The sequence below is a fragment of the Gemmobacter nanjingensis genome, assembly GCF_014652195.1.
In the GTDB taxonomy this organism is placed as follows: Bacteria; Pseudomonadota; Alphaproteobacteria; order Rhodobacterales; family Rhodobacteraceae; genus Gemmobacter; species Gemmobacter caeni.
Genome location: NZ_BMYI01000002.1, coordinates 523804 through 544404 on the forward strand (window position 1 = coordinate 523804; position 20601 = coordinate 544404).

Here is a 20601-nt window from a genome sequence, read left to right on the forward strand (position 1 = left end):
GAGGGCCGCGCGCTTCTTGACCCCATCGGCCGCCCATGCCATGCCTTGACCCGATCAGGGCCGGGAGTTTCCGATGAAGGTGATCATCTGCGGGGCGGGACAGGTGGGCTGGCAGATCGCCCGCCACCTCTCGGGCGAACGCAACGATGTGACCGTGGTCGACATGAGCGCCGATCTGGTGCGCCGGGCGACGGAAACGCTGGATGTGCAGGGGATTACCGGCTTCGCCAGCTATCCCGATGTGCTGGACCGGGCGGGCGCGCGCGATGCAGACATGATCATCGCCGCCACCCATTCGGACGAGGTGAACATGGTCACCTGTCAGGTGGCGCATTCCGTGTTCAACGTGCCGCGCAAGATCGCGCGGCTTCGGGCGCAGAACTATCTGGATGCGATCTATTCCGATCTCTACCGCCGCGACCATCTGCCCATCGACGTGGTGATCAGCCCCGAGAAGGAAGTGGCGGAGGCGGCGATGCAGCGGCTGGCGGCGCCCACGACTTTCGATACAGAAAGCTTCTTTGATGGCCGGGCGCAGCTTCTGGGTATTGTTCTGGCCGAGGATTGCCCGGTGCTGAACACGCCGCTGCGGCAGCTGAACGAGCTTTTTTCCACCCTGCGCGCCATCGTTGTGGGCGTGCGGCGGCAGGGGCGGCTGTTTACGCCCGAACCGGGCGACCAGCTGTTCGCGGAAGATCAGATTTATGTCTTCACCCATATCGACGATGTGGGCCGCACGCTGGATATCTTCGGCAAGGCCGCCAAGAAGCAGGAGCGGGTGGTCATCATCGGTGGCGGCAATGTCGGGCTGGAGGTCGCCAAAGCGCTGGAGGCACGAACCGACCGCATCCGCGCCAAGGTGATCGAGAAAAGCCGCGCCCGCGCAGAATTTGCTGCCGACAATCTGGAACGCACCATCGTTCTCAACGGCGATGGAATGGATATCGACCTGCTGATGGAAGCCGCCATTGACCGTGCTGATGCGGTGCTGGCGGTGACCGATGACGACAAGACCAACATGCTGGTCTCGGTCCGGGCAAAATCGGCGGGCTGCCCCATGGCGATTGCGCTGGTGAACGATCCGACGCTGGTGCCCCTGATGGCGGAGCTGGACATCGACGCCTATATCAACCCGCGCGCCACCACGGTTTCGTCGATCCTGCGGCATATCCGGCATGGCCGGGTGCGGGCGATCTATTCCATCGGCGATGCCGAGGCCGAGGTGATCGAGGCGCAGGTTCTGGGCACTTCGCCGCTGGCCGGGCGGCTGATCCGCGACATCGAGTTTCCCGAAGGCGTGCTGGTCGGCGCGGTGATGAAGGGCGACAAGGTGATGAAGCCCACTGGCGATCTGCGCATCGACGAGGGCGATGCCATCGCCATGTTTGCCATGGCCAAGGACGTGCCCGAGGTGGAGCGGCTGCTGCAAGTCTCCATCGACTTCTTCTGAGGGCGCGGCCGATGCCGATGCGCCGCCTGCTGAACCTGCCGCTTCTTGTGATCCTGATGGGGATTGCGACGGCTGCGATGCTGGTTCCTGCGGCCTATGCCTTTGCCCATCGCGACTATCCGGTGGGGCGCGCCTTTGCTTATGGCGCACTGATCTTTTCCATCCTGACCGGCATGATTGCGCTGGCCACGGCCAACTGGCAGCCGCGCGATGCCCGGCACAGCCATCTGAAGGCGCTGGTCGGGGCCTATCTGGTGCTGCCGCTGATGCTGGCGGTTCCGCTGAACGAGGCGGTGCGTGACACCTCTTTCGTCAATGCCTGGTTCGAGATGCTGTCAAGCTTCACGACCACAGGTGCCACTGTTTATGAAACGCCGGGGAGGCTGTCGGATTCGCTGCATCTGTGGCGGGCACTGGTCGGCTGGCTGGGTGGCTTCTTCATCCTGCTGATGGGCGTCGCTGTGCTGCTGCCGATGAACCTTGGCGGGATGGAGGTTCTGGCCGGGCGCGGCACACCGGGCGCAGGCGCACCGCAGATCACCCGCATCGCGGACCCGTCGCAACGCGTGACCCGCTTCGCGGTACAGCTTTTCCCGGCCTATGCGGGGTTCACACTGGTATTGTGGTGCGGGCTTGTGCTGATGGGCGAGGCCGGGTTCCGCGCGCTGTGTCTGGCGATGGCCACGGTTTCGACGAGCGGCATCATGCCCGGCGGCAATGCAGGTGTTTCCGGTTCGGGCATTCCGGGCGAGATCCTGATCGCGCTGTTCCTGTTGCCCGCCATCACCCGCCGCGCCTATCCGGCCGGCCCGGCCCTGGGCGAGCGCGCCCGCAGCCTGCCGCATGACCCCGAACTGCGCATGGCCGCTGCCATCGTCTTCGTGGTCACAGGCGTGCTGTTCCTGCGTCACTGGGTCGGTGCCATCGAGAATGCCGAGGGGCAGAACCTCGTCTCGTTTCTGCGCGTGCTCTGGGGCACGGCTTTCACCACCCTGTCCTTCCTGACGACCACCGGGCTGCCTTCGTCGCAATGGGCGGCAGCGCAGCTCTGGTCGGGGCTGGAGACGCACGGGCTGATCCTTCTGGGCCTTGCGATGATCGGTGGCGGTGTCGCCACCACGGCGGGCGGGGTAAAGCTCCTGCGGGTCTATGCGCTGTTCCGCCATGGCCAGCGCGAGATGGAACGGCTGATCCATCCGCATTCCATCGGCGGGCAGGGCACGGTGGCGCGGCGGCTGCGGGGAGAGGGCGCGCGGCTGGCCTGGGTGTTCTTCATGCTGTTTGCCGTTTCAATCGCGGTCATTGTCGCGGCGCTGACGCTGACCGGGCAGGGGTTCGACCAGTCACTGATCCTTGCGATTTCCGCCCTGTCCACCACCGGACCGATTGCCAGCTTCGCCGGAGAAAGTGCCGTTCTGTTTTCGGCACTTGGCACGCCCGCCAAGCTGGTTCTGGGCTTCGCCATGGTGCTGGGGCGGGTCGAGGCGCTGGCCCTTCTGGCGCTTCTGGCACCCGAGCAATGGCGGAAGTAATGTTCATGTGGGCGATAACGGCCTGATTTTGGGGCTGGAATCTGGCAGATTTGCCAGACATACTGATTCCGCTGCCTGACGGAACGACTGGGAAGGGGCGGCGGACAGAACCGCGCGACAAAAAAAGGCAATAAAGAATGGCTGCCGATAAACAGAATTTGCAGGACGCTTTCCTGAACCATGTCCGGAAGGCGAAGGTTCCGGTTACCATCTTTTTGATCAACGGGGTGAAGCTGCAAGGCGTTATCACCTGGTTTGACAACTTCTGCGTTCTGCTGCGCCGCGACGGTCAATCGCAACTTGTGTACAAACATGCGATTTCCACCATTATGCCGGGCGCGCCGATCAATCTTTACGAGGGTGAAGACTGATTTCCGATCTTCCCGAGGATGAAGACAGCTTCGCCCCGCCGTCCCGCGACGGTGGGGTTGATCTGCATGAGACGGCCGCGCAACCCACGCGTGCCTGGATTCTCCACCCCGATATCCGGGCGGAATCGTCCCGACGCCTGCCAGAGCTTCGCCTGGCCGAAGCCGAATCGCTCGCCGTCGCCCTGCCGGGGATGGAGGTTCTGGGGGCCGAGGTCGTGCGCCTGCCGCGTGTGCACCCCGGCACGCTGTTCGGATCGGGCAAGCTGGCCGAACTGAAGGCGAAGTTTCACGCCGAAGAGGTGGAACTGGTGCTGATCGACGGCCCGGTTTCGCCGATCCAGCAACGCAATCTGGAAAAGGAATGGAGCGTCAAGCTGCTGGATCGCACCAGCCTGATCCTAGAAATCTTCGCGGATCGCGCCCGGACGCGGGAAGGGGTCTTGCAGGTCGAACTAGCGGCGCTCAGCTATCAGCGCACGCGGCTGGTGCGGGCCTGGACCCACCTGGAACGTCAGCGCGGCGGCTTCGGCTTCGTCGGCGGCCCCGGTGAGACGCAGAAAGAGGCCGATCGTCGCGCCATCGACGATCAGGTGATCCGCATTCGCCGCCAGCTGGAAAAGGTGGTGAAAACGCGCGAACTGCACCGCAGTGCCCGGCGCAAGGTGCCGTTTCCGGTGGTGGCGCTGGTGGGCTACACCAACGCAGGCAAATCGACGCTGTTCAACCGGATGACCGGGGCCGAGGTGCTGGCCAAGGATATGCTGTTCGCGACGCTGGACCCGACGATGCGCGGTGTCACGCTGCCCTCGGGGCGCAAGGTGATCCTGTCGGATACGGTGGGCTTCATCTCGGACCTGCCGACGCAACTGGTCGCCGCCTTCCGCGCCACGCTGGAAGAGGTGCTTGAGGCCGATCTGATCCTGCATGTGCGCGATATTGCCCATCCCGAAACCGCCGAACAGGCAGCGGATGTGGCTGATATCCTGCAAAGCCTCGGGGTGAAGGCGGAAACGCCGATGGTCGAGGTCTGGAACAAGCTCGATCTGCTGGACCCCACCACGCATGAGGCGTTGCTGGCGCAAAGTGCCACGCGCGACGGGGTTTTCGCCGTTTCGGCGCTGACCGGCGAGGGGATTGATACGCTGCTGGAGGCTGTCAGCCGCGCATTTGATGAAGAGAAGTCCGACCGTGATCTGATGCTTGGCTTTGCCGAGGGGCGCAGGCGCGCCTGGCTGCATGCCGAAGGCGTGGTGCAGGAAGAAGTGCAGGGCGAAGAGGGCTGGGCCATCCGGGTGCGCTGGACCGCGCGGCAGGAAAAACGCTACCGCGAACTGTGATGAAATCGGGCGGCCAGGAGGCCGCCCGTTCTGTTTCAGGTCACAGGAAGGCGTGCCAGCCGCCGTGGCCGCCACCGGGATGATCATCGTCATCCTCGTTCTGGTGGCCCTGGTCCTGATCTTCGTCCGCATCTTTCTGGGTCATGCAGGATTCATAGAACTTGGCCGGATCGAGGTTGATGAACTTTGAGGCCAGACCGCCGCCCAGCGGCTTGAACCAGCCCAGGGCCTTGCTGCTGCCGCCGCAATCGGCCTCGCCGCCCTTGCCATGGCCCCAGTCCTTACCCCAGGAAGCGCCTTTGCCCCAGCCGACATCCTTGCCGGTGCCGCAATCGCCCTTGCCCCAGCTGCCGCCATGGCTCCAGTCGTTGCCCCTACCCCAATCGTTGCCCTTGCCCCAGTCGTGACCTTTGCCCCAGTCGGAGCCCTTACCCCAGCCGCCTTTGCCGCCGTGGTCGTCGTCACGATCCCACTTGCCCCAGCCACCGCAGGATTTGTCGTCATCGTCGTCCTTGCCGTGGTCATCCTTGCCACCGCAATGTTTGCCACCGTGATGCGACTTGCCGCCGTCGCAATCATCGTCGTCCTCGTCATCTTCCCCGCCGTGGTCGTGATCGCAGTCGTCTTCACCGCAATCCGCAATACCGTCCCCGGCGACCGCATTCATCTCGCCATCCGGGGTCGAGGCGTTGGTGCCCCAGAAGCCCAGCACATCCACATTGTCGAGGTTGGTTTCCCCCGAAAGCGTGACGAAACCGGTTTCGCCCGCTTCCAGATAGGTCGGCTTGTCCGCGCCTTCCCATTCGAAGCCGGGGGCCGACATCTTCTGCGCGTGGTCGAATTGCACGTCCTGACACTTGATGCCTGCGGCCTCAAGGTCGATCGGCTGGTGGTTCGGGTTGTCGACCGTCGCGCTGTCGCCCACGAAGGAATCGTCGCCCCAATACATCGTATTGAAGTCGGCATGCCCCTCCAGCATCGTGACCTTCGCTTCGACCTCGCCCGACTGGCCGATGTAGAGTTCGGCGGTGAACTTCACGCCTTCAAGATTGTATTCGTATAGTCTGCTGTCTGCCATGACTGTCCCCATAGCCTGAGCGCGGCCCTTTGCAGGTCCGGTCACTCTTTGCGCCCCCGTGAGGTTTGTGGCAAATTCAAGGCATGGACGCCATGTGGCAGTCGGAAAATGTCCGTTTCCATATCGGACACGGAAAATTTCTCATTTTTATCAATGCCTTGCGCGATGTTCGCAAGGCAGGATAAAAGTGGCGCCTGAATGTCGCCGCATTTCCGCCCTAATTTGTGAGGCTCAGGGCGCAGGCGGGCGCAGGTGGCTGTCGCCGACCGAGGCCGCGCGGGCCAGAACCGGGTCGAGCGACATCGGGATGTACTCGCCCCGCCGCCAGCGTTCACCCAGATTGTCATAGTGACGGCTGAGCGGGTGCCCCGACTGCCCGGTGGCAATGATGAAGACCGAACTGTCGGGATCGGCGAAATCATAGACGCCGCGATAACCCGCACCATGGACGTTCAGCCAGGGATCGGGGCCGGTGCCCTTTGGGCTGCCCCGCATCAGCGTATTGTCGTCGCCGCTGGTGCTTTGGCGGATATTCACGAAATAGCGCAGGATCGGCACATTCCCCAGCACCGGATGGTCGTGGGCCGCCTGATGCACATCGCCCCAGCGCCAGCTTTCCAGATTGCGGCCGTATTTCTCGGACAGCTCCAGCAGCGCCTGATCCAGTGCGATGCGGGCCATGTCGGTGCAGGTCTCCACCTGTGCCGACTGGATGACATCACACCATGCACCTGCGCCGTCGATATTGCGGTAGACGCGTTCCAGGAACACCGGCTCGATCTTGGTGAAGGAATCCGCCAGCGGCCCGATCTCGTCACGGATCAGCCGGTCTTGCAGCGCCCGCATCCAGGCCTGATAGATCAGCGGTTCGGGAAGATGTTCGTTCATCTCGCCGTTCCACTTGGCCATCAGTTCCAGCGCGCGCTGGCGCAGCCGTTCGGGCGTGCCCTCGGGGGCGGCCTCGCCGGTGAACCACAGATCTGCGCCGACCAGGGGCAGGATGGCGCGGGCAGTCGGGCTGACGGTATCGAGCTGCGCCTCGATGAAGCTTTCACGGGTATGCACCTCGCGCGTCTTCATCAGCGTCAGCCAGCGTTGCACGCGCTGTGTATCGCCCCAGTTGTAGGACAGGTGCCGGGGGAAGGGCTGGTCCACCGTCTTGTTGTTGGTATTGCCCAGAATGCCGGTCGCGGGTTTCACGAAGCGCGGATTTTCCTCGTAGGGAAAGGTTCCGAGCCAGCGGTTTTCGGCCAGCCAGCCGGGCGAGGGCATCCGGCCGCGGGTCTGGTTGCGCGCATCGCGTTGCGGCACCGCGCCGATGATCTGCATGGCGATGCCCTCGCGGTCAGCGAGCATCAGATTCTGCGCGGGGGCCACGAACAGGCGGCCCGCCTCAATCGCCTCGGCAGTGCTTTTTGCACCCATCAGGCGGATGGCGGCGGTCATCGAAGTGTCCTGCGCTGTCAGCGCGGTCCAGCTGAGCGACATGACATGGCCGGGCGGGGTGATAGTGGCCAGATCGTAATGCGAGCCGGGCAGCACCGGGCCATTGTCGGTCCAGCGCAGGGTGATGGTGACCGGGGCCGCATCCTTGACCTGAATGATGGTGCGGCGGGTTTCGAATTTCTTCCAGCCGTCCGGGGTGCGGTATTCTTCGGAATTGGCGGGATTGACCTCTTCGATATGCAGATCCTGATCGTCGACATAAGCAGTGGTCAGACCCCAGCCCAAAGCCTCGGACCGGCCCGCAAGCACGACGGGCACGCCCGGAATCGTCGCGCCGATCACACCGCCCGAGCGCAGTTCCAGCCGGGCCAGATACCAAAGCGTCGGCGCCGTGAAGCCCAGATGCGGGTCATTGGCCAGAAGCGTGCCACCGGCAGCCGCCCGTGACGGAGCCGCCGCCCAGGCATTGGAGGCCCCCGAAAAGCCCCGGCGCGGGAAGGGCGACAGCGGATCTTCCGCATAGCGGCGCGGGGCGCCCTGCGGGAAGGGGCCGGGCACGATCTGCGCATAGTCGGGCAGGGCGGCGATGGCCTGACCCGGATCATCGGGCAGAATGTCACGCAGGCGCTGTTCCGGCAGGGTCAGCGACAGCCGGGCGCGGATCACCTCATCCTCCAGCTGGCCCGTCAGTTGCAAAGCCATCAGTTTGAGGATGGCCAGACTGTCGGCGGGCTGCCATGCAGCGATCTCGTTCGAGAAAAAGAAGAACTCCGGCGCCCCACGCCCGCGGGCGCCGCGATTCACCTCGGAAATCCAGGCATTGACGCCTTCTGCATAGGCCTCCAGCGCGGCGCGGGTCGGGTCATCCTGAACGGCCACCGCCTCAGTCGCATAACGATAGAGGTCATAGCGCCGCATCAGCTCGTCAATCTTCAGGGTCCGGTTGCCAAAGACCTCGGACAGTCGCCCCTGCGCGGTGCGGCGCAGCATGGTCATCTGCCACAGCCTGTCCTGGGCATGGGTGAAGCCCAGCGCAAAATAGACGTCCCGGTCATCCGAGCCGAAGATATGCGGCACATTGTCATTATTGCGCACGATTTCGACCGGGGCATGCAGCCCCTGCAGGGTAAAATCCTCGTTGTAATCCGGCAGGGACCGCGAAAGGAAATAATACGCCCCGACCAGCGCCAGACCGGCCAGAACGACAAGCCCCGTGAAAATGCGGAGCATCCAGCGGAAAACCATGAGCATGGGGCGCGTCCTTGACCTTGAACCCGAGATGCGTTCCTAGTCGATCCTGCGTCCGGGGGCAATTGCAGGAGGGTTCACGATGGCGAAGGTGGCATTTCTCGGCCTTGGGGTCATGGGCTATCCGATGGCAGGACATCTGGTGGCGAAGGGCCATGAGGTGATGGTCTATAACCGGACCGAGGCGAAGGCGAAGGCCTGGGTTGCGGAATTTGGCGGTGGCTGGGGCGCCACGCCGCGCGCGGCGGCCCAGGGGGCGGAATTCGTGATGGCCTGCGTCGGCAATGATGACGACCTGCGCAGCGTCTGCCTTGGCGCGGATGGCGCCTTTTCAGGGATGGAGCGCGGTGCGATCTTCGTCGACCACACCACGGTTTCGGCACAGGTAACGCGTGAACTTTCGGCGGTCGCCGCCGGGGAAGGCAAGGGCTTCGTCGATGCGCCTGTGTCCGGCGGGCAGGCCGGGGCGCAGAATGGCGTGCTTTCCGTGATGTGCGGGGGCGCCCAGGCCGAATATGACCGGGCCGAGCCGGTGATAGCCGCATATGCCCGCATCTGCCGCCGTCTGGGCGACAGCGGCGCCGGGCAGATTGCCAAGATGATGAACCAGATCTGCATTGCCGGCCTGGTACAGGGCCTGTCGGAGGCGCTGGCCTTCGGGCAGAAGGCGGGGCTTGACGGCGAGGCGGTGGTCGAGGTGATCAGTCAGGGGGCAGCCGGAAGCTGGCAGATGGCAAACCGCCACAAGACCATGCTGGCCGGTCAGTTCGATTTCGGCTTTGCGGTGGACTGGATGCGCAAGGATCTGAAGATCTGTCTGGAAACCGCTGACCAGATCGGCGCATCGCTGCCTGTTACCGCGCTGGTGGATCAATTCTACAAGGAAGTGCAGAACATGGGCGGCGGGCGCAATGACACGTCGAGCCTGATCCGGCGCCTGACGCGGGACTGAACCGACAGGACCGGGGCGCTGCCCCGGACCCCGGAGTATTTCGGCAAGAAGCAAATGGGGCGGGTTTTCCTGCCCCTTTTGCTTTACGGGATGATGCGGGTGTATTTGGTGCCCGACAGCGTGGCCCCCGCGATCAGGCCCGCCTGACCGAAGACCAGCGCGATCACCGGGTCGATTTCGGTCGTGTCCTTGCCAATGGAGGCGCCCTGTTCCGGAGTGGCGTATTTCAGGTCAGCACCAGCAGCCCAGCCCGGCGAGCGGCGGAAATCGCTGAGTGCATCCTGCGTCATGAAGAACAGTGCATGGGCATATTGCTGAGCACCGATCTGAAGCCCGATGGAGGCCTTCGCGGCGGAATAGTAATCCACCGTCACGTCATTGATGCGCAGCGCCCCGCGACCGAAGGCGCCGCCGATCCCGAAGCCCGCCTCGGTCACCAGCGGCATGTAAAGCACGCCGTAAGCCTTGGAGGCGAGATCGCGCGTGCCGGGGTAGCGGTTGAACAGGTAGTTCCGCGTCTCGTCCACACGGGCGTCGATGGTGGCGCTGCCACGCCCGCCCACGCCATTGCCACAGGCGCCCAGCGCGAAGGCCGCGCCCGAGCACAGAAGAAAGGTGCGTCTGTCGATCATGCTCTGCCTCTCATTGCTTGCGGCGCTGCCGCATGGCCTCTGACGGGCCGTCCAATCCACATATAGCGGATCAGGTGGCGCATGTCACTTGCCCTTGACCGGCGGCAGGGCCGGTTCCGGCGAAAGACCGCCCGTCAGGCCCGCAGGAGCCGCGCGACGGCGGGGGCGAAATAGGTCAGGATGCCGTCGCAGCCCGCGCGTTTGAAGCCCAGAAGGCTTTCAACCATGGCCTTTTCGCCATCGATCCAGCCGTTCAGGGCCGCGCCCCGGATCATCGCATATTCACCGGAGACCTGGTAGGCATAGGTCGGTACGCCAAAGCTGTCTTTCACGCGGCGACAGATATCGAGATAGGGCATGCCCGGCTTGACCATCACCATATCAGCGCCCTCGCGCAGGTCACGCTCGATCAGGCGCAGGGCTTCGTCGCTGTTGCCGGGGTTCATCTGATAGGTCTTCTTGTCCCCCTTCAGCGCGCCCGAGGCGCCCACGGCATCGCGGAACGGCCCGTAGAACGCGCTGGCATATTTGGCGGAATAGGACAGGATCGCCACGTCCTTGTGGCCCGCGGCTTCCATCGCCGCGCGGATCGCGCCGATCCGGCCATCCATCATGTCGGAGGGGCCGAGGATGTCAGCGCCGCTGTCGGCCTGCGCCAGCGCCATGCGGACCAGCGCCTCGACCGTTTCATCATTCAGGATGATGCCGTCGCGCACAAGGCCGTCATGGCCGTTGGAGTTATAGGGATCGAGCGCGATGTCGGTCATCACCGCGATTTCCGGCACTGCCGCCTTGATGGCACGGATGCAGCGGTTGGTCAGGTTGTCGGGGTTCCAGGCCTCTTCGCAGGTCTCGGTTTTGACAGAAGGATCGGTATAGGGAAAGAGGCAGAGCGCCGGGATGCCAAGCGCCGCCGCCTCTTCCGCCGCCTGCACCGCGAGGTCGATCGACAGCCGGTCGACACCGGGCATCGACATCACGGGTTCGCGGATATTCTCGCCGTCGCGAATGAAGATCGGCCAGATCAGGTCATTGGTTGTCAACACATTTTCCTGTGTCAGCCGGCGCAGGCTTTCCGTGCGGCGGACACGGCGGAAACGGGTGGCGGGAAAGGCGGCCTGGCTGGGATGCATCGTCATGTCCTTGCGGCAAGTCCTGATTTGCGGGGATGGGCCAGCCACCCCGCGCCGGATTTTTTTCTGCCTGCCATGGAAAAGCCTGCGCTGCAAGGATAGGAATGCCGCAGTCCCGCCATTTGCCGGGGCGGCCGTTTCCGAACGGCGGGACACGACCGGAGAGTTGCATGCAGTGGTATGAAACCATATTCGAACTGATCGACATGCGGTCATTCTCGAACCTGTGGTTCTGGATCATGCTGGCGGTGCAATGGTCGATGACAAGCCATTGGGTGTTGGGGGTGCCCTTCGATCTAGTGCTGCGCGCGCGTCGCAGCGGCGGTCAGGCGCTGGAGGATCTGGAGGCGATGGCGCGGGTCAATGTGAACCGGCTGCTTTACATCACCCATGTCTCGGGTCTGTGGATCGCGGGGTTCGTGGCCTTCATCCTGACGCTGCTGGTGGTTCTGGGCTTTTACTACGGGATCGAGTTCGCCCAGGCCGCCTTCTGTCTGTTCTGTCCCATGGTGGTCGTCTCGACCCTTTCGGTCCGCAGCGCCCACCGCATCGCGGATGGCGACCACCGGGGCGAGGCGCTGGTGCGGCGGCTGGTGCATCTGCGGATGGGGACGCAGCTGATCGGGATGATCGCCATTCTGCTGACCTCGCTGTGGGGGATGTACCAGAACATGCATATCGGCGTTCTGGGCTAGGCGGTTCCGGGCAAGGCTTTACTTCGGCGACGCAGGGGTTAGATCGGGGCTCATGTCGGAACAGATGAAGATCGTCCTCGGCGGTGCGCCAGAGGGATATGATGCCCGCCTGCTGGCGAAGGAACTGTCGCGTGGCCGGGCCGTGGTGCATGTCGCGCGCGACGACAAGCGGATGGAGGCGATGCGCCGCGCGCTGGCCTTCATGGCGCCCGATGCGCTGGTGCTGGATTTCCCGGCCTGGGACTGCCTGCCCTATGACCGGGTGTCGCCCAATCCCGAAATCTCGGCCCGCCGGATGGCGACACTTGCGCTGCTGGCGCATGGGGTGGCGGATCGCTTCATCCTGCTGACCACGCTGAACGCGGTGACGCAGCGCCTGCCCGCGCGCGAGGTGGTGCGGGCGGCGTCCTTCTCGGCCCGTGTGGGCGAACGGGTGAACGAGGGCGCCTTGCGCGACTACCTGGCGCGCATGGGGTTTTCACCGACGACCACCGTGACCGAACCCGGCGATTACGCGCTGCGCGGCGGTATCGTTGACATCTATCCGCCGGGCGAGGGTGGGCCGGTGCGGCTTGATTTTTTCGGCGATGTGCTGGATGGCATCCGCCGCTTTGACCCCGAAAGCCAGCGCACCACCGAAAAGCTGACGGCCGTCGATCTGGCGCCGGTGTCGGAGGTCATGCTGGACGAGGCGGCGATCACCCGCTTCCGCCAGACCTATCGCATCGAATTCGGTGCCACGACGGATGATCCGCTGTATGAGGCGGTCAGCGCGGGCCGCAAACATCAGGGGATGGAGCACTGGCTGCCGTGGTTCCATGACCGGCTGGAGACGCTGTTCCACTATCTCCCCGATGCCAGCGTCATGCTGGACGATCAGGTGACACCCGCACGGCTGTCGCGCTGGGAGGGGATCGCCGATCAATATGAGGCGCGGCGTGAGCATCTGGGCGTCAAGGGGCGCATGGATACGGTTTACAAACCGTGCCCGCCCGAGGCGCTTTATCTTGATGACGCCGCCTTCGAGGCTTCGATTGCCGGGCATCGGGTGATCCAGCTTTCGCCTTTGCCGCAAAGCCCCGGTCCGGGCGTTCTGGATGCGGGCGGGCGGATCGGGCGCAATTTCGCGCCCGAGCGGCAGGTGGAAAGCCTGAGCCTGTTCGGTGCGCTGGCCGATCATGTGCGCAGCCTGCGGACAGAGCGGCAGGTGGTGATTGCTTCGTGGTCCGAGGGGGCGCGCGAGCGGCTGAAGGGGCTGATGGAGGATCAGGGGCTTTCGGCCACCGCTGAAGTCGCCGATCTGCGCGCAGTGCCGGAAGGCAAGGGCGGGCTGTTCCTCGCGGTCTGGGCGCTGGACGAGGGCTTTACCGCGCCGGGCCTTGCGGTGATTTCCGAACAGGATGTGCTGGGCGACCGTCTGCTGGGCAAACCGCGTCGCAAGAAACGGGCCGAGAACTTCCTGCAAGACCTTGGCACGCTGAGCCCCGGCGATCTGGTGGTGCATGTCGAACATGGTGTCGGGCGCTTCGTCGGTCTGGAAACCCTGCGCGTGCCCGAACCGCCGCGCAACCGCCCCGGCCCGCCGCATGAATATGTGCATCTGGTCTATGCCGAGGACGCCAAGCTTTATCTGCCGGTCGAGAATATCGAACTCCTCAGCCGCTATGGTCATGAGGACGGGTTGCTGGACCGTCTGGGCGGCGGGGCATGGCAGGCGAAGAAGGCAAAGCTCAAGGAGCGTATCCGCGAGATTGCCGACCGGCTAATGCGGATCGCGGCCGAACGCCACCTGCGCCATGCACCGATCCTCGAGGCGCCGCATTCGGCGTGGGAGGCCTTTGCCGCCCGCTTCCCCTATCAGGAAACCGACGACCAGTTGAACGCCATCGCCGATGTGGTGGCGGATCTTGAGGCCGGCAATCCGATGGACCGGCTGGTCGTGGGTGATGTGGGTTTCGGAAAGACCGAGGTTGCGATGCGCGCCGCCTTTGTCGCCGCCATGGCGGGGATGCAGGTCGCGGTGATCTGCCCGACCACGCTGCTGGCGCGCCAGCATTACCGCAGCTTCGCCGAACGCTTCCGCGGCTTCCCGATCGAGGTGCGGCCCTTGTCACGCTTCGTTTCCGCCAAGGATGCCGCCGCCACCCGCAAGGGGCTGGAAGATGGCACGGTGGACATCTGCGTCGGCACCCATGCGCTGCTGGCGAAGGGGGTGAAGTTCAGGAACCTCGGGCTGCTGATCATCGACGAGGAACAGCATTTCGGCGTCAGCCACAAAGAGCGGCTGAAGGAAATGCGCGCCGAGGTGCATGTGCTGACCCTGACCGCGACGCCGATCCCGCGCACGCTGCAACTGTCGCTCACGGGCGTGCGCGACCTCTCGATCATCGCCACCCCGCCAGTGGACCGGCTGGCGATCCGCACTTATGTCAGCGAGTTTGATACCGTGACGCTGCGCGAGGCACTGTTGCGCGAACGCTATCGCGGGGGGCAAAGCTTCTTCGTGGTGCCGCGCGTGGCTGATCTGCCCGAGATTGAGGATTTCCTGCGGACCCATGTGCCGGAGGTCAGCTATGTCGCGGCGCATGGCCAGCTGGCGGCGGGTGATCTTGATGAGCGGATGAACGAGTTCTACGACGGGAAATACGACGTGCTGCTGGCCACCACGATCGTGGAAAGCGGGCTCGATATTCCGACCGCGAACACGATGATCGTGCACCGCGCCGACATGTTCGGCCTCAGCCAGCTTTACCAGATCCGGGGTCGCGTCGGCCGGTCGAAAACCCGGGCCTATTGCTATCTGACCACCAAACCGCGCAGCCCGCTGACGCCGCAGGCGCAGAAGAGGCTGAAGCTGCTGGCGAGCCTCGACAGCCTCGGTGCCGGGTTCAACCTTGCCAGCCACGACCTCGACCTGCGCGGGGCGGGGAACCTGCTGGGCGAAGAACAGTCAGGCCATATCAAGGAAGTCGGCTACGAACTTTACCAGCAGATGCTGGAGGAGACGATTTCCAAGATCAAATCGGGCGAGATTACCGGCCTCGCGCCGGTCGACGATCAATGGGCGCCGCAGATCAACCTTGGCGTTCCCGTGCTGATCCCCGAGGAGTATGTGCCCGATCTGGATATCCGGCTGGGGCTTTACCGCAGGCTCAGCCATCTGGCGAGCAAGGTGGAGCTGGAGGGTTTCGCCGCCGAACTGATCGACCGTTTCGGGCCGCTGCCGAAAGAGGTGAACACGCTCATGCTGGTCGTGCGCATCAAGGCGATGTGCAAGAAGGCGGGCATCTCGCGGCTGGATGCGGGGCCGAAAGGCGCCACGGTGCAGTTCCACAATGACAAATTCGCCAATCCGGCGGGGCTGGTGGAATATTTGCAGGCGCAGGGCGGTGGGGCGAAGGTCGCAGGCAACAAGATCGTGCTGGCCGTCGACTGGCCGACCGAGGGCGACCGCATCCGCGGCGCCTTCGGCATCGCGCGCGATCTGGCGGAAAAAATCCTGAAACCGAAGGGCAAATGAAAAGGCCCGGGCGCTGGCCCGGGCCTTTCACATCTGTCGACTGCCGGTCAGAGCAGGAAGTCGTCGAACACCACGTCACCCGCCAGCTGCGAGATCTTGGTATTGCGCAGGGTCAGCGTGTCGCCCGTTTCGAAGGTGAACACGAGGTTGCGGCCCACAGCCTCGCCCAGATCGCGCAGTTCGGTGAAGTTCGACACACCCAGGTTGGTGTCGATCAGCAGCGTGTCGACGCCATCGCGGAAATCGGTGATCGTATCCGAGCCGCCGTTGTCGCCGAAGACGAAGGTATCGGCACCGCGACCGCCGCTCAGCCGGTCATCGCCCGAACCGCCATCCAGCGTGTCGTTGCCGGTGCCGCCGATCAGCGTATCGGTGCCGCTGCCCCCGGTGATCGCATCGTTGCCGCTGCCACCATCGCCACGGTCGTTGCCGCCGCCCAGGAACATCGTATCGTTATCGGCACCGCCCAGAACGGTATCGTTGCCGAGGCCCGCGTCGATCTGATCGTCGCCGCTGTCGCCGTTGATCACATCGTCCCCGGACTGGCCGGTGATCTGGTCGTTACCGGAGCCGCCCGTGATCTTGTCGGCATCGCTGCCGCCGTTGATCGTATCGTTCCCGGCATCGCCGGCGAGCGTATTGGTGCCCGCGCCGCCCTGGATCACGTCATTACCGGAACCGCCGCTGACGGTGTCGTTGCCATCGCCACCAAAGAGCGTGTCATTGCCGGAGCCACCGCTGAGCTTGTCATTGCCATCGCCGCCATCCACCAGATCGCTGCCGCCACCGGCCAGAACGCGGTCGTTGCCGACGCCGCCGAAGATCTGGTCGACGCCACTGCCGCCGGTCACGGTGTCGTCGCCGGTGCCGCCATCCAGCAGGTTGGTGCCGGAGCCGCCATGGATATAATCGTTGCCAGCATCGCCGCTGATCGTGTCATCCCCGATCCGGCCCAGCAGACGGTCATTGTCGGCGCCACCACTGATGGAGTCGTTGCCGGTCCCGCCGTCAACGGTATCGGCCCCGCTGCCGCCGTTAATGCTGTCGTTGCCCGCTTCCCCGAAGATACGGTCATTGCCGCCGCGGCCATCCGCAATATCGGCACCCGAGCCAAGGCGCAGCTTGTCATCGCCCACCGTGCCGGACACGGTGTCATCGCCGATGCCCGCGCTCAGATAGGATTCGCTCCAGTCATGCACGCCGTCGATCCCGATGATGAGATCGTTTTCGGCCGTGCCCGACATCGAGTCGAAGTTTTTCGGATACAGACGGAAGCCCGGCCCGAGACGGGTGCTCGACCATTCGCTCACATCCGAGCTGGCATAGGCGTCAGCCAGGAAAGCGTTGTAGGCGTTGATATCCGCGAAAGCCGGCAGTTCATCACCGTCGATGACGAAGAAGTGGTCATTGCCGTCCGAGGTCGTCACGCGCATGATCTTGGTGAAGTTCGTGCCGCCCCAGTTCACTTCGGCGATGGCCGCCTGGGTATTCAGGTTGACCGGCCCGCCGTCGACGTTCACGCCATAGGCCGAACCGACGATCTTGGTGATGGTGATGGAAGAATAGTCACCGCTTACGGGCGCATCGAAGCTGTATTCGAAGCCGAAGCCGGTATTCGCCACGATGTCGATGGTCGACGCAGAAATAGCATTCGGAGTCGAGGCCGAGTAACCGACCTGAAAGCCGGTGAGGGTAATGGTCGTCATGTGTTGTCCTCTGCAAAATGGATGTGTCTTGCCCCTGTGACCCTGTGGTTAATGGTCAAGCGGGGCGAAAATGTGAAAAATCATTGTCGGGCGCAGAAAACTCGCCCGGGAATGGAAAAAAGAATCGGGCCGCAATCAGCGGCCCGGCATGAGTTTCATCAGCAGGAAGCCCGCAGCCGTCAGGGCACAGACCCCGAAGGCCAGCGGAACGGGCGTGCCGTCGAAGGCAAGACCCAGCGGGGCGGCGATTGCAACCGCGACCACCGTCGCCAGCGAGCCGGTGACAGAGGCCGCCATCCCGGCGATATGACCCACCGGCTCCAGCGCGAGGGCGTTCAGGTTGCCCAGCGTCAGGCCCGCCACCATGAAGACGGTGATGGTCCAGAACACATAGACACCGAAGTAAAGGTCGGGGGGCAGCAGGCCGCTGGCGGAAATCAGGGCAAAACACAGCGACAGGGCGACCTGCGCGGCCAGTGTCGTGCTGATCAGAAGCCGCATGCCCAGCCGCACCACCAGCGTGGCGTTGATGACGCTGGCGCTGCCCGACAGAATGGCAATCAGCGCGAACCAGAACGGAAAGCTTTCGGCGCGGCCAAAGGTGGTGTCGAAGATCTGCTGGGTCGAGGACAGCGTGCCGAACAGCGCGGCAAAGCAGAAGGTCTGCGCCAGCATCGCGATGACCACGATGCGGTTGGTCAGAACCTCGCGCAGCGCCTGCACCAGTGCAGGCACGCTCAGCGGTCGGCGGGCGGCAGGCAGCAGCGTTTCAGGCTGGCGCAGGGTCAGCCACAGCAGCGGCACTGCCGCGAAGCACAGGAAGCCAAGGAAGATCGCGCGCCAGCCGAAGCCCGCGATGATGAAACTGCCGATCAGCGGTGCCACGGCGGGGACGAGGGTGAAGATCATCATGGCGAAGCTGACGATCCGCGCCATCTCGCGTCCCTTGTAGAGGTCGCGCACCAGCGCCAGCGACACGACACGCGGCCCGGCCGCACCGATGCCTTGTACCACGCGCGCCGCCAGCACGGTTTCCAGCGTCGGCGCGAAATGCGCGACGATAGCCGCCACCGCATAGATCGCTCCCCCCCCGAGGATGACACGCTTGCGCCCAAGACTGTCCGACAGCGGCCCGGCAAAGAAAGTGCCCAGCCCCATGCCCAGAACGAAGCTGGTCACGATCAGCTGCGCGCGGTTCGTGGCGTCGGGCGTCAGTTCCAGCGCGATTTGCGGCAGCGCGGGCAGCATGGCGTCGATGGAGAAGGCGATGAGCGCGAAAAGAAACGCGATCATGGCGATGAATTCGGGTTGTGACAGCCTGCGCGTCGTCATGGTCACTCGTCTCCTCTTTCCGCGATGTCGCGGATCACATCGGCCCAGAATGCGGGCTTCTGGGCGCCCGATACCACATAGGTATCGGCAATGATGAAGGTCGGCACTGCATTCACCCCGCGCTCGCGCGCATGGGCATCACGGCTCAGCACCGTGTCGCGGTCGGCGTCGCTGTCCAGCAGCCGGGCGACCATGGCGCGATCCATCCCGGAGCCTGCGGCCAGATCGGCCAGAACCGCACGGTCGCCAATATCGCGTCCCTCGCGCCAGTAAGCACGGAACATGGCAGAGATCACGGCGCCCTGCCGCCCTTCCAACCCGGCCCAGTGCATCAGGCGATGGGCGTCCAGCGTGTTGGGCACGCGCGTGATGGCCGCGAAATCGAAATTGACCCCGGCCTCGCGGCCCAGCTCTTCCAGCCGCAGATGCGCCTGCACCGCGCGCTCCTGCGTGCCAAAGAGGCGCAGCATGTAATCGGCACGGTCCACCCCTTCGGCGGGCAGGCCGGGGTTCAGCTGGAACGGATGCCATTCCAATGTGAACGGATGGTCGGGATTGGCCTCCAGCGCGCGGTCAAGCTGGGCCTTGCCCAGATAGCACCACGGGCAGACGGGATCGGCGAAGACATCGAGACGGATCATTGCGGGGTCCAGAGCGCGGCAAGCGCACGGCGGTTCAGCTTGCCGTTGGGGTTGCGGGGAAGGGCGGCGACCTGCTGCCAGATACGCGGCTGCTTGTAACGGGCCAGCGACGCGGCGGCGGCGGTCTCCAGCGGCGCGGGGTCCAGCGCGGTGAGGCCGGTGTAAAAGGCGGCGATGACGCGGTTGCCGGGCGACACCTCGACCTCGGTCACCGCCAGATCCTCGACGCCCGGCAGATGCGCCAGCGCGGCCTCGATCTCCATGGGGGAGACGCGATAGCCGCCGGGGTTCATCTGGTCGTCGTCGCGACCCAGATAGGTGATGGCGCCATCCTCGCGCATGCAGACCTGATCGCCGGTGAGGAACCAGCCGCCACGGAACCGCGCCTCGGTCGCCTCGGGCGCATCCAGATAGCCGAGCATGAGACCCGGATCATCTGCCCCCACCGCCAGCGTGCCGGGCGTGCCACGCGGCACCGGGCCAGCGTCTCCCAGCACCGCGATGCGGCGCCCGGCCTGCGGGAAGCCCGCGCAGCCCACGGGCGCCGGACGGTCGGGGCTGCCCGAGATGAAGGTGGAACATTCCGACATGCCCAGCGCCTCGTGCAGGTCGGTGCCGGTGGCGGCCTGCCACTGGCTGCGCAGGGCGGGGATCAGGGTTTCCCCGGCGCTGAGACCATGGCGCAGGCGCGGCAGGGCGGGCAGGGTGCCGCGCAGCATCTGGCGGATCACACCGGGGGCAGCGGCGAAGATCGTGGCGTCGAAACGCTTCAGCAGCAGAGGCAACTGCGCGGGCGTCACCCCGGCACCGGGGATCAGCGCGGTCGCGCCCACCGTCCAGGGGTCCATCAGCCCGGTGCCGAGCGTATAGGTCCAGTTGAAGGCGCCGGCATGCATCAGACGGTCGTCGGGGCCCAGCCCCTCCCATCCCTGGTGCATCAGCCCGCGGCCCAGAATAGCGCGATGCGCATGCACCACCGCCTGCGGACGCCCCGAGGTGCCAGAGGTAAAGACGATATAGGCGGGCCGGTCAGCCCGGTCCATGTGCCATTCGGCAGGCGGCAGATCGGTCATGGCGGCGAGCCGCGCGGCAGGCAGCACCGGAATATCGGGCAGGTCGGGCAGGGCGACGCCGTCCCCCGCGATCACCAGACGCGGTGACAGGCGGGAAGCCATCGCGGTAATCTCGGTTCCCGTCAACTGCGCCGAGGTCGGCACCGGCACCAGACCGGCGGCAATGGCGCCAAGGAAGGCCACAGCGAAAGCCGGTTCATTGCCCAGCCGCAGCAGCACCCGGTCGCCGGGATGCAGACCCTCGGCCAGCAGGCCGGTAGCGGCCCCCCGAACGGCGGCGATCAGCCGCGCATAGCTCCAGCGCTCCGCGCCGGTGGGGCGGACGATCTGAAGCGCGGGCTTGTCGGGTGTGGCAGCACCTGCCGCAAGAACATGCGCGGCCAGATTGAACGCGGCCGGAACCGGGATCGGCGCGCCAGGATCGGTAAGGGACAACATCCGGCCTTGCTATTCCC

At 64.7% G+C, this 20601-nt stretch carries 15 protein-coding genes; 7 read left to right on the forward strand and 8 right to left on the reverse strand.

The genetic code is table 11. The annotated features are described in order from the left end of the window. The first annotated feature begins 73 nt into the window (after positions 1–73). The 4 genes from trkA (at position 74) to hflX (ending at position 4690) form a co-directional block, all read left to right on the forward strand. Positions 74–1450, forward strand: coding sequence for a Trk system potassium transporter TrkA (trkA, locus tag IE126_RS07555; RefSeq protein ID WP_054303568.1), 1377 nt, complete (start codon positions 74–76; stop codon positions 1448–1450). Positions 1451–1467: 17 nt separating this feature from the next. After that, positions 1468–2982 carry a potassium transporter TrkG gene (locus tag IE126_RS07560; RefSeq protein WP_054303716.1) on the forward strand — a complete coding sequence of 505 codons (1515 nt, stop codon included), beginning with the start codon at positions 1468–1470 and terminating at the stop codon, positions 2980–2982. A gap of 137 nt (positions 2983–3119) precedes the next feature. Further along, positions 3120–3353: an RNA chaperone Hfq gene (gene hfq, locus IE126_RS07565; RefSeq protein WP_054303569.1), complete on the forward strand. Its 234-nt coding sequence runs from the start codon at positions 3120–3122 to the stop codon at positions 3351–3353. Between the two features lie 62 nt (positions 3354–3415). Next, positions 3416–4690, forward strand: a complete 1275-nt coding sequence (gene hflX / locus IE126_RS07570) for a GTPase HflX (RefSeq protein WP_308429973.1) — start codon at positions 3416–3418, stop codon at positions 4688–4690. Between the two features lie 40 nt (positions 4691–4730). Here hflX and IE126_RS07575 read toward each other — a convergent pair whose 3' ends face one another. Next, positions 4731–5768: a hypothetical protein gene (locus tag IE126_RS07575; protein ID WP_189380609.1), complete on the reverse strand. Its 1038-nt coding sequence runs from the start codon at positions 5766–5768 to the stop codon at positions 4731–4733. Positions 5769–5999: 231 nt separating this feature from the next. Further along, positions 6000–8465 carry a penicillin acylase family protein gene (locus tag IE126_RS07580; protein WP_189380610.1) on the reverse strand — a complete coding sequence of 822 codons (2466 nt, stop codon included), beginning with the start codon at positions 8463–8465 and terminating at the stop codon, positions 6000–6002. A 79-nt stretch (positions 8466–8544) separates the two neighbouring features. On the opposite strand from IE126_RS07580, the gene IE126_RS07585 reads away from it, so the two are divergent. Next, complete coding sequence (locus tag IE126_RS07585; protein WP_054303573.1) at positions 8545–9414, forward strand: NAD(P)-dependent oxidoreductase; 870 nt, start codon at positions 8545–8547, stop codon at positions 9412–9414. A gap of 83 nt (positions 9415–9497) precedes the next feature. Here IE126_RS07585 and IE126_RS07590 read toward each other — a convergent pair whose 3' ends face one another. Together IE126_RS07590 and hemB are read right to left on the reverse strand one after the other, a co-directional pair. Next, positions 9498–10046 carry a lipid-binding SYLF domain-containing protein gene (locus IE126_RS07590; protein ID WP_108126758.1) on the reverse strand — a complete coding sequence of 183 codons (549 nt, stop codon included), beginning with the start codon at positions 10044–10046 and terminating at the stop codon, positions 9498–9500. A 134-nt stretch (positions 10047–10180) separates the two neighbouring features. Continuing rightward, positions 10181–11179: a porphobilinogen synthase gene (hemB, locus tag IE126_RS07595; RefSeq protein WP_054303717.1), complete on the reverse strand. Its 999-nt coding sequence runs from the start codon at positions 11177–11179 to the stop codon at positions 10181–10183. 170 nt (positions 11180–11349) lie between these two features. Here hemB and IE126_RS07600 point away from each other — a divergent pair, with 170 nt between their 5' ends. Beyond that, positions 11350–11874 (forward strand): component of SufBCD complex, encoded by a 525-nt coding sequence (locus IE126_RS07600; RefSeq protein WP_189380611.1) that lies wholly within the window; start codon positions 11350–11352, stop codon positions 11872–11874. Between the two features lie 52 nt (positions 11875–11926). After that, a complete protein-coding gene (mfd, locus tag IE126_RS07605; protein ID WP_189380612.1) occupies positions 11927–15394 on the forward strand; it encodes a transcription-repair coupling factor in 3468 nt (1155 codons plus the stop codon). A 47-nt stretch (positions 15395–15441) separates the two neighbouring features. Here the strand turns inward: mfd and IE126_RS07610 are convergent, their stop codons facing one another. The 4 genes from IE126_RS07610 to IE126_RS07625 form a co-directional block, all read right to left on the reverse strand. After that, positions 15442–17100, reverse strand: coding sequence for a calcium-binding protein (locus IE126_RS07610; RefSeq protein WP_189380613.1), 1659 nt, complete (start codon positions 17098–17100; stop codon positions 15442–15444). A 135-nt stretch (positions 17101–17235) separates the two neighbouring features. After that, the gene (locus IE126_RS07615; RefSeq protein ID WP_054303578.1) at positions 17236–18432 is read right to left on the reverse strand and encodes a Bcr/CflA family efflux MFS transporter; all 1197 of its coding nucleotides are present in this window, start codon (positions 18430–18432) and stop codon (positions 17236–17238) included. Positions 18433–18434: 2 nt separating this feature from the next. Continuing rightward, positions 18435–19073 carry a DsbA family oxidoreductase gene (locus IE126_RS07620; RefSeq protein WP_189380614.1) on the reverse strand — a complete coding sequence of 213 codons (639 nt, stop codon included), beginning with the start codon at positions 19071–19073 and terminating at the stop codon, positions 18435–18437. Beyond that, complete coding sequence (locus tag IE126_RS07625; protein WP_189380615.1) at positions 19070–20584, reverse strand: class I adenylate-forming enzyme family protein; 1515 nt, start codon at positions 20582–20584, stop codon at positions 19070–19072. Before IE126_RS07625 ends, IE126_RS07620 begins: the two co-directional genes overlap by 4 nt. Positions 20585–20601 lie beyond the last annotated feature (17 nt).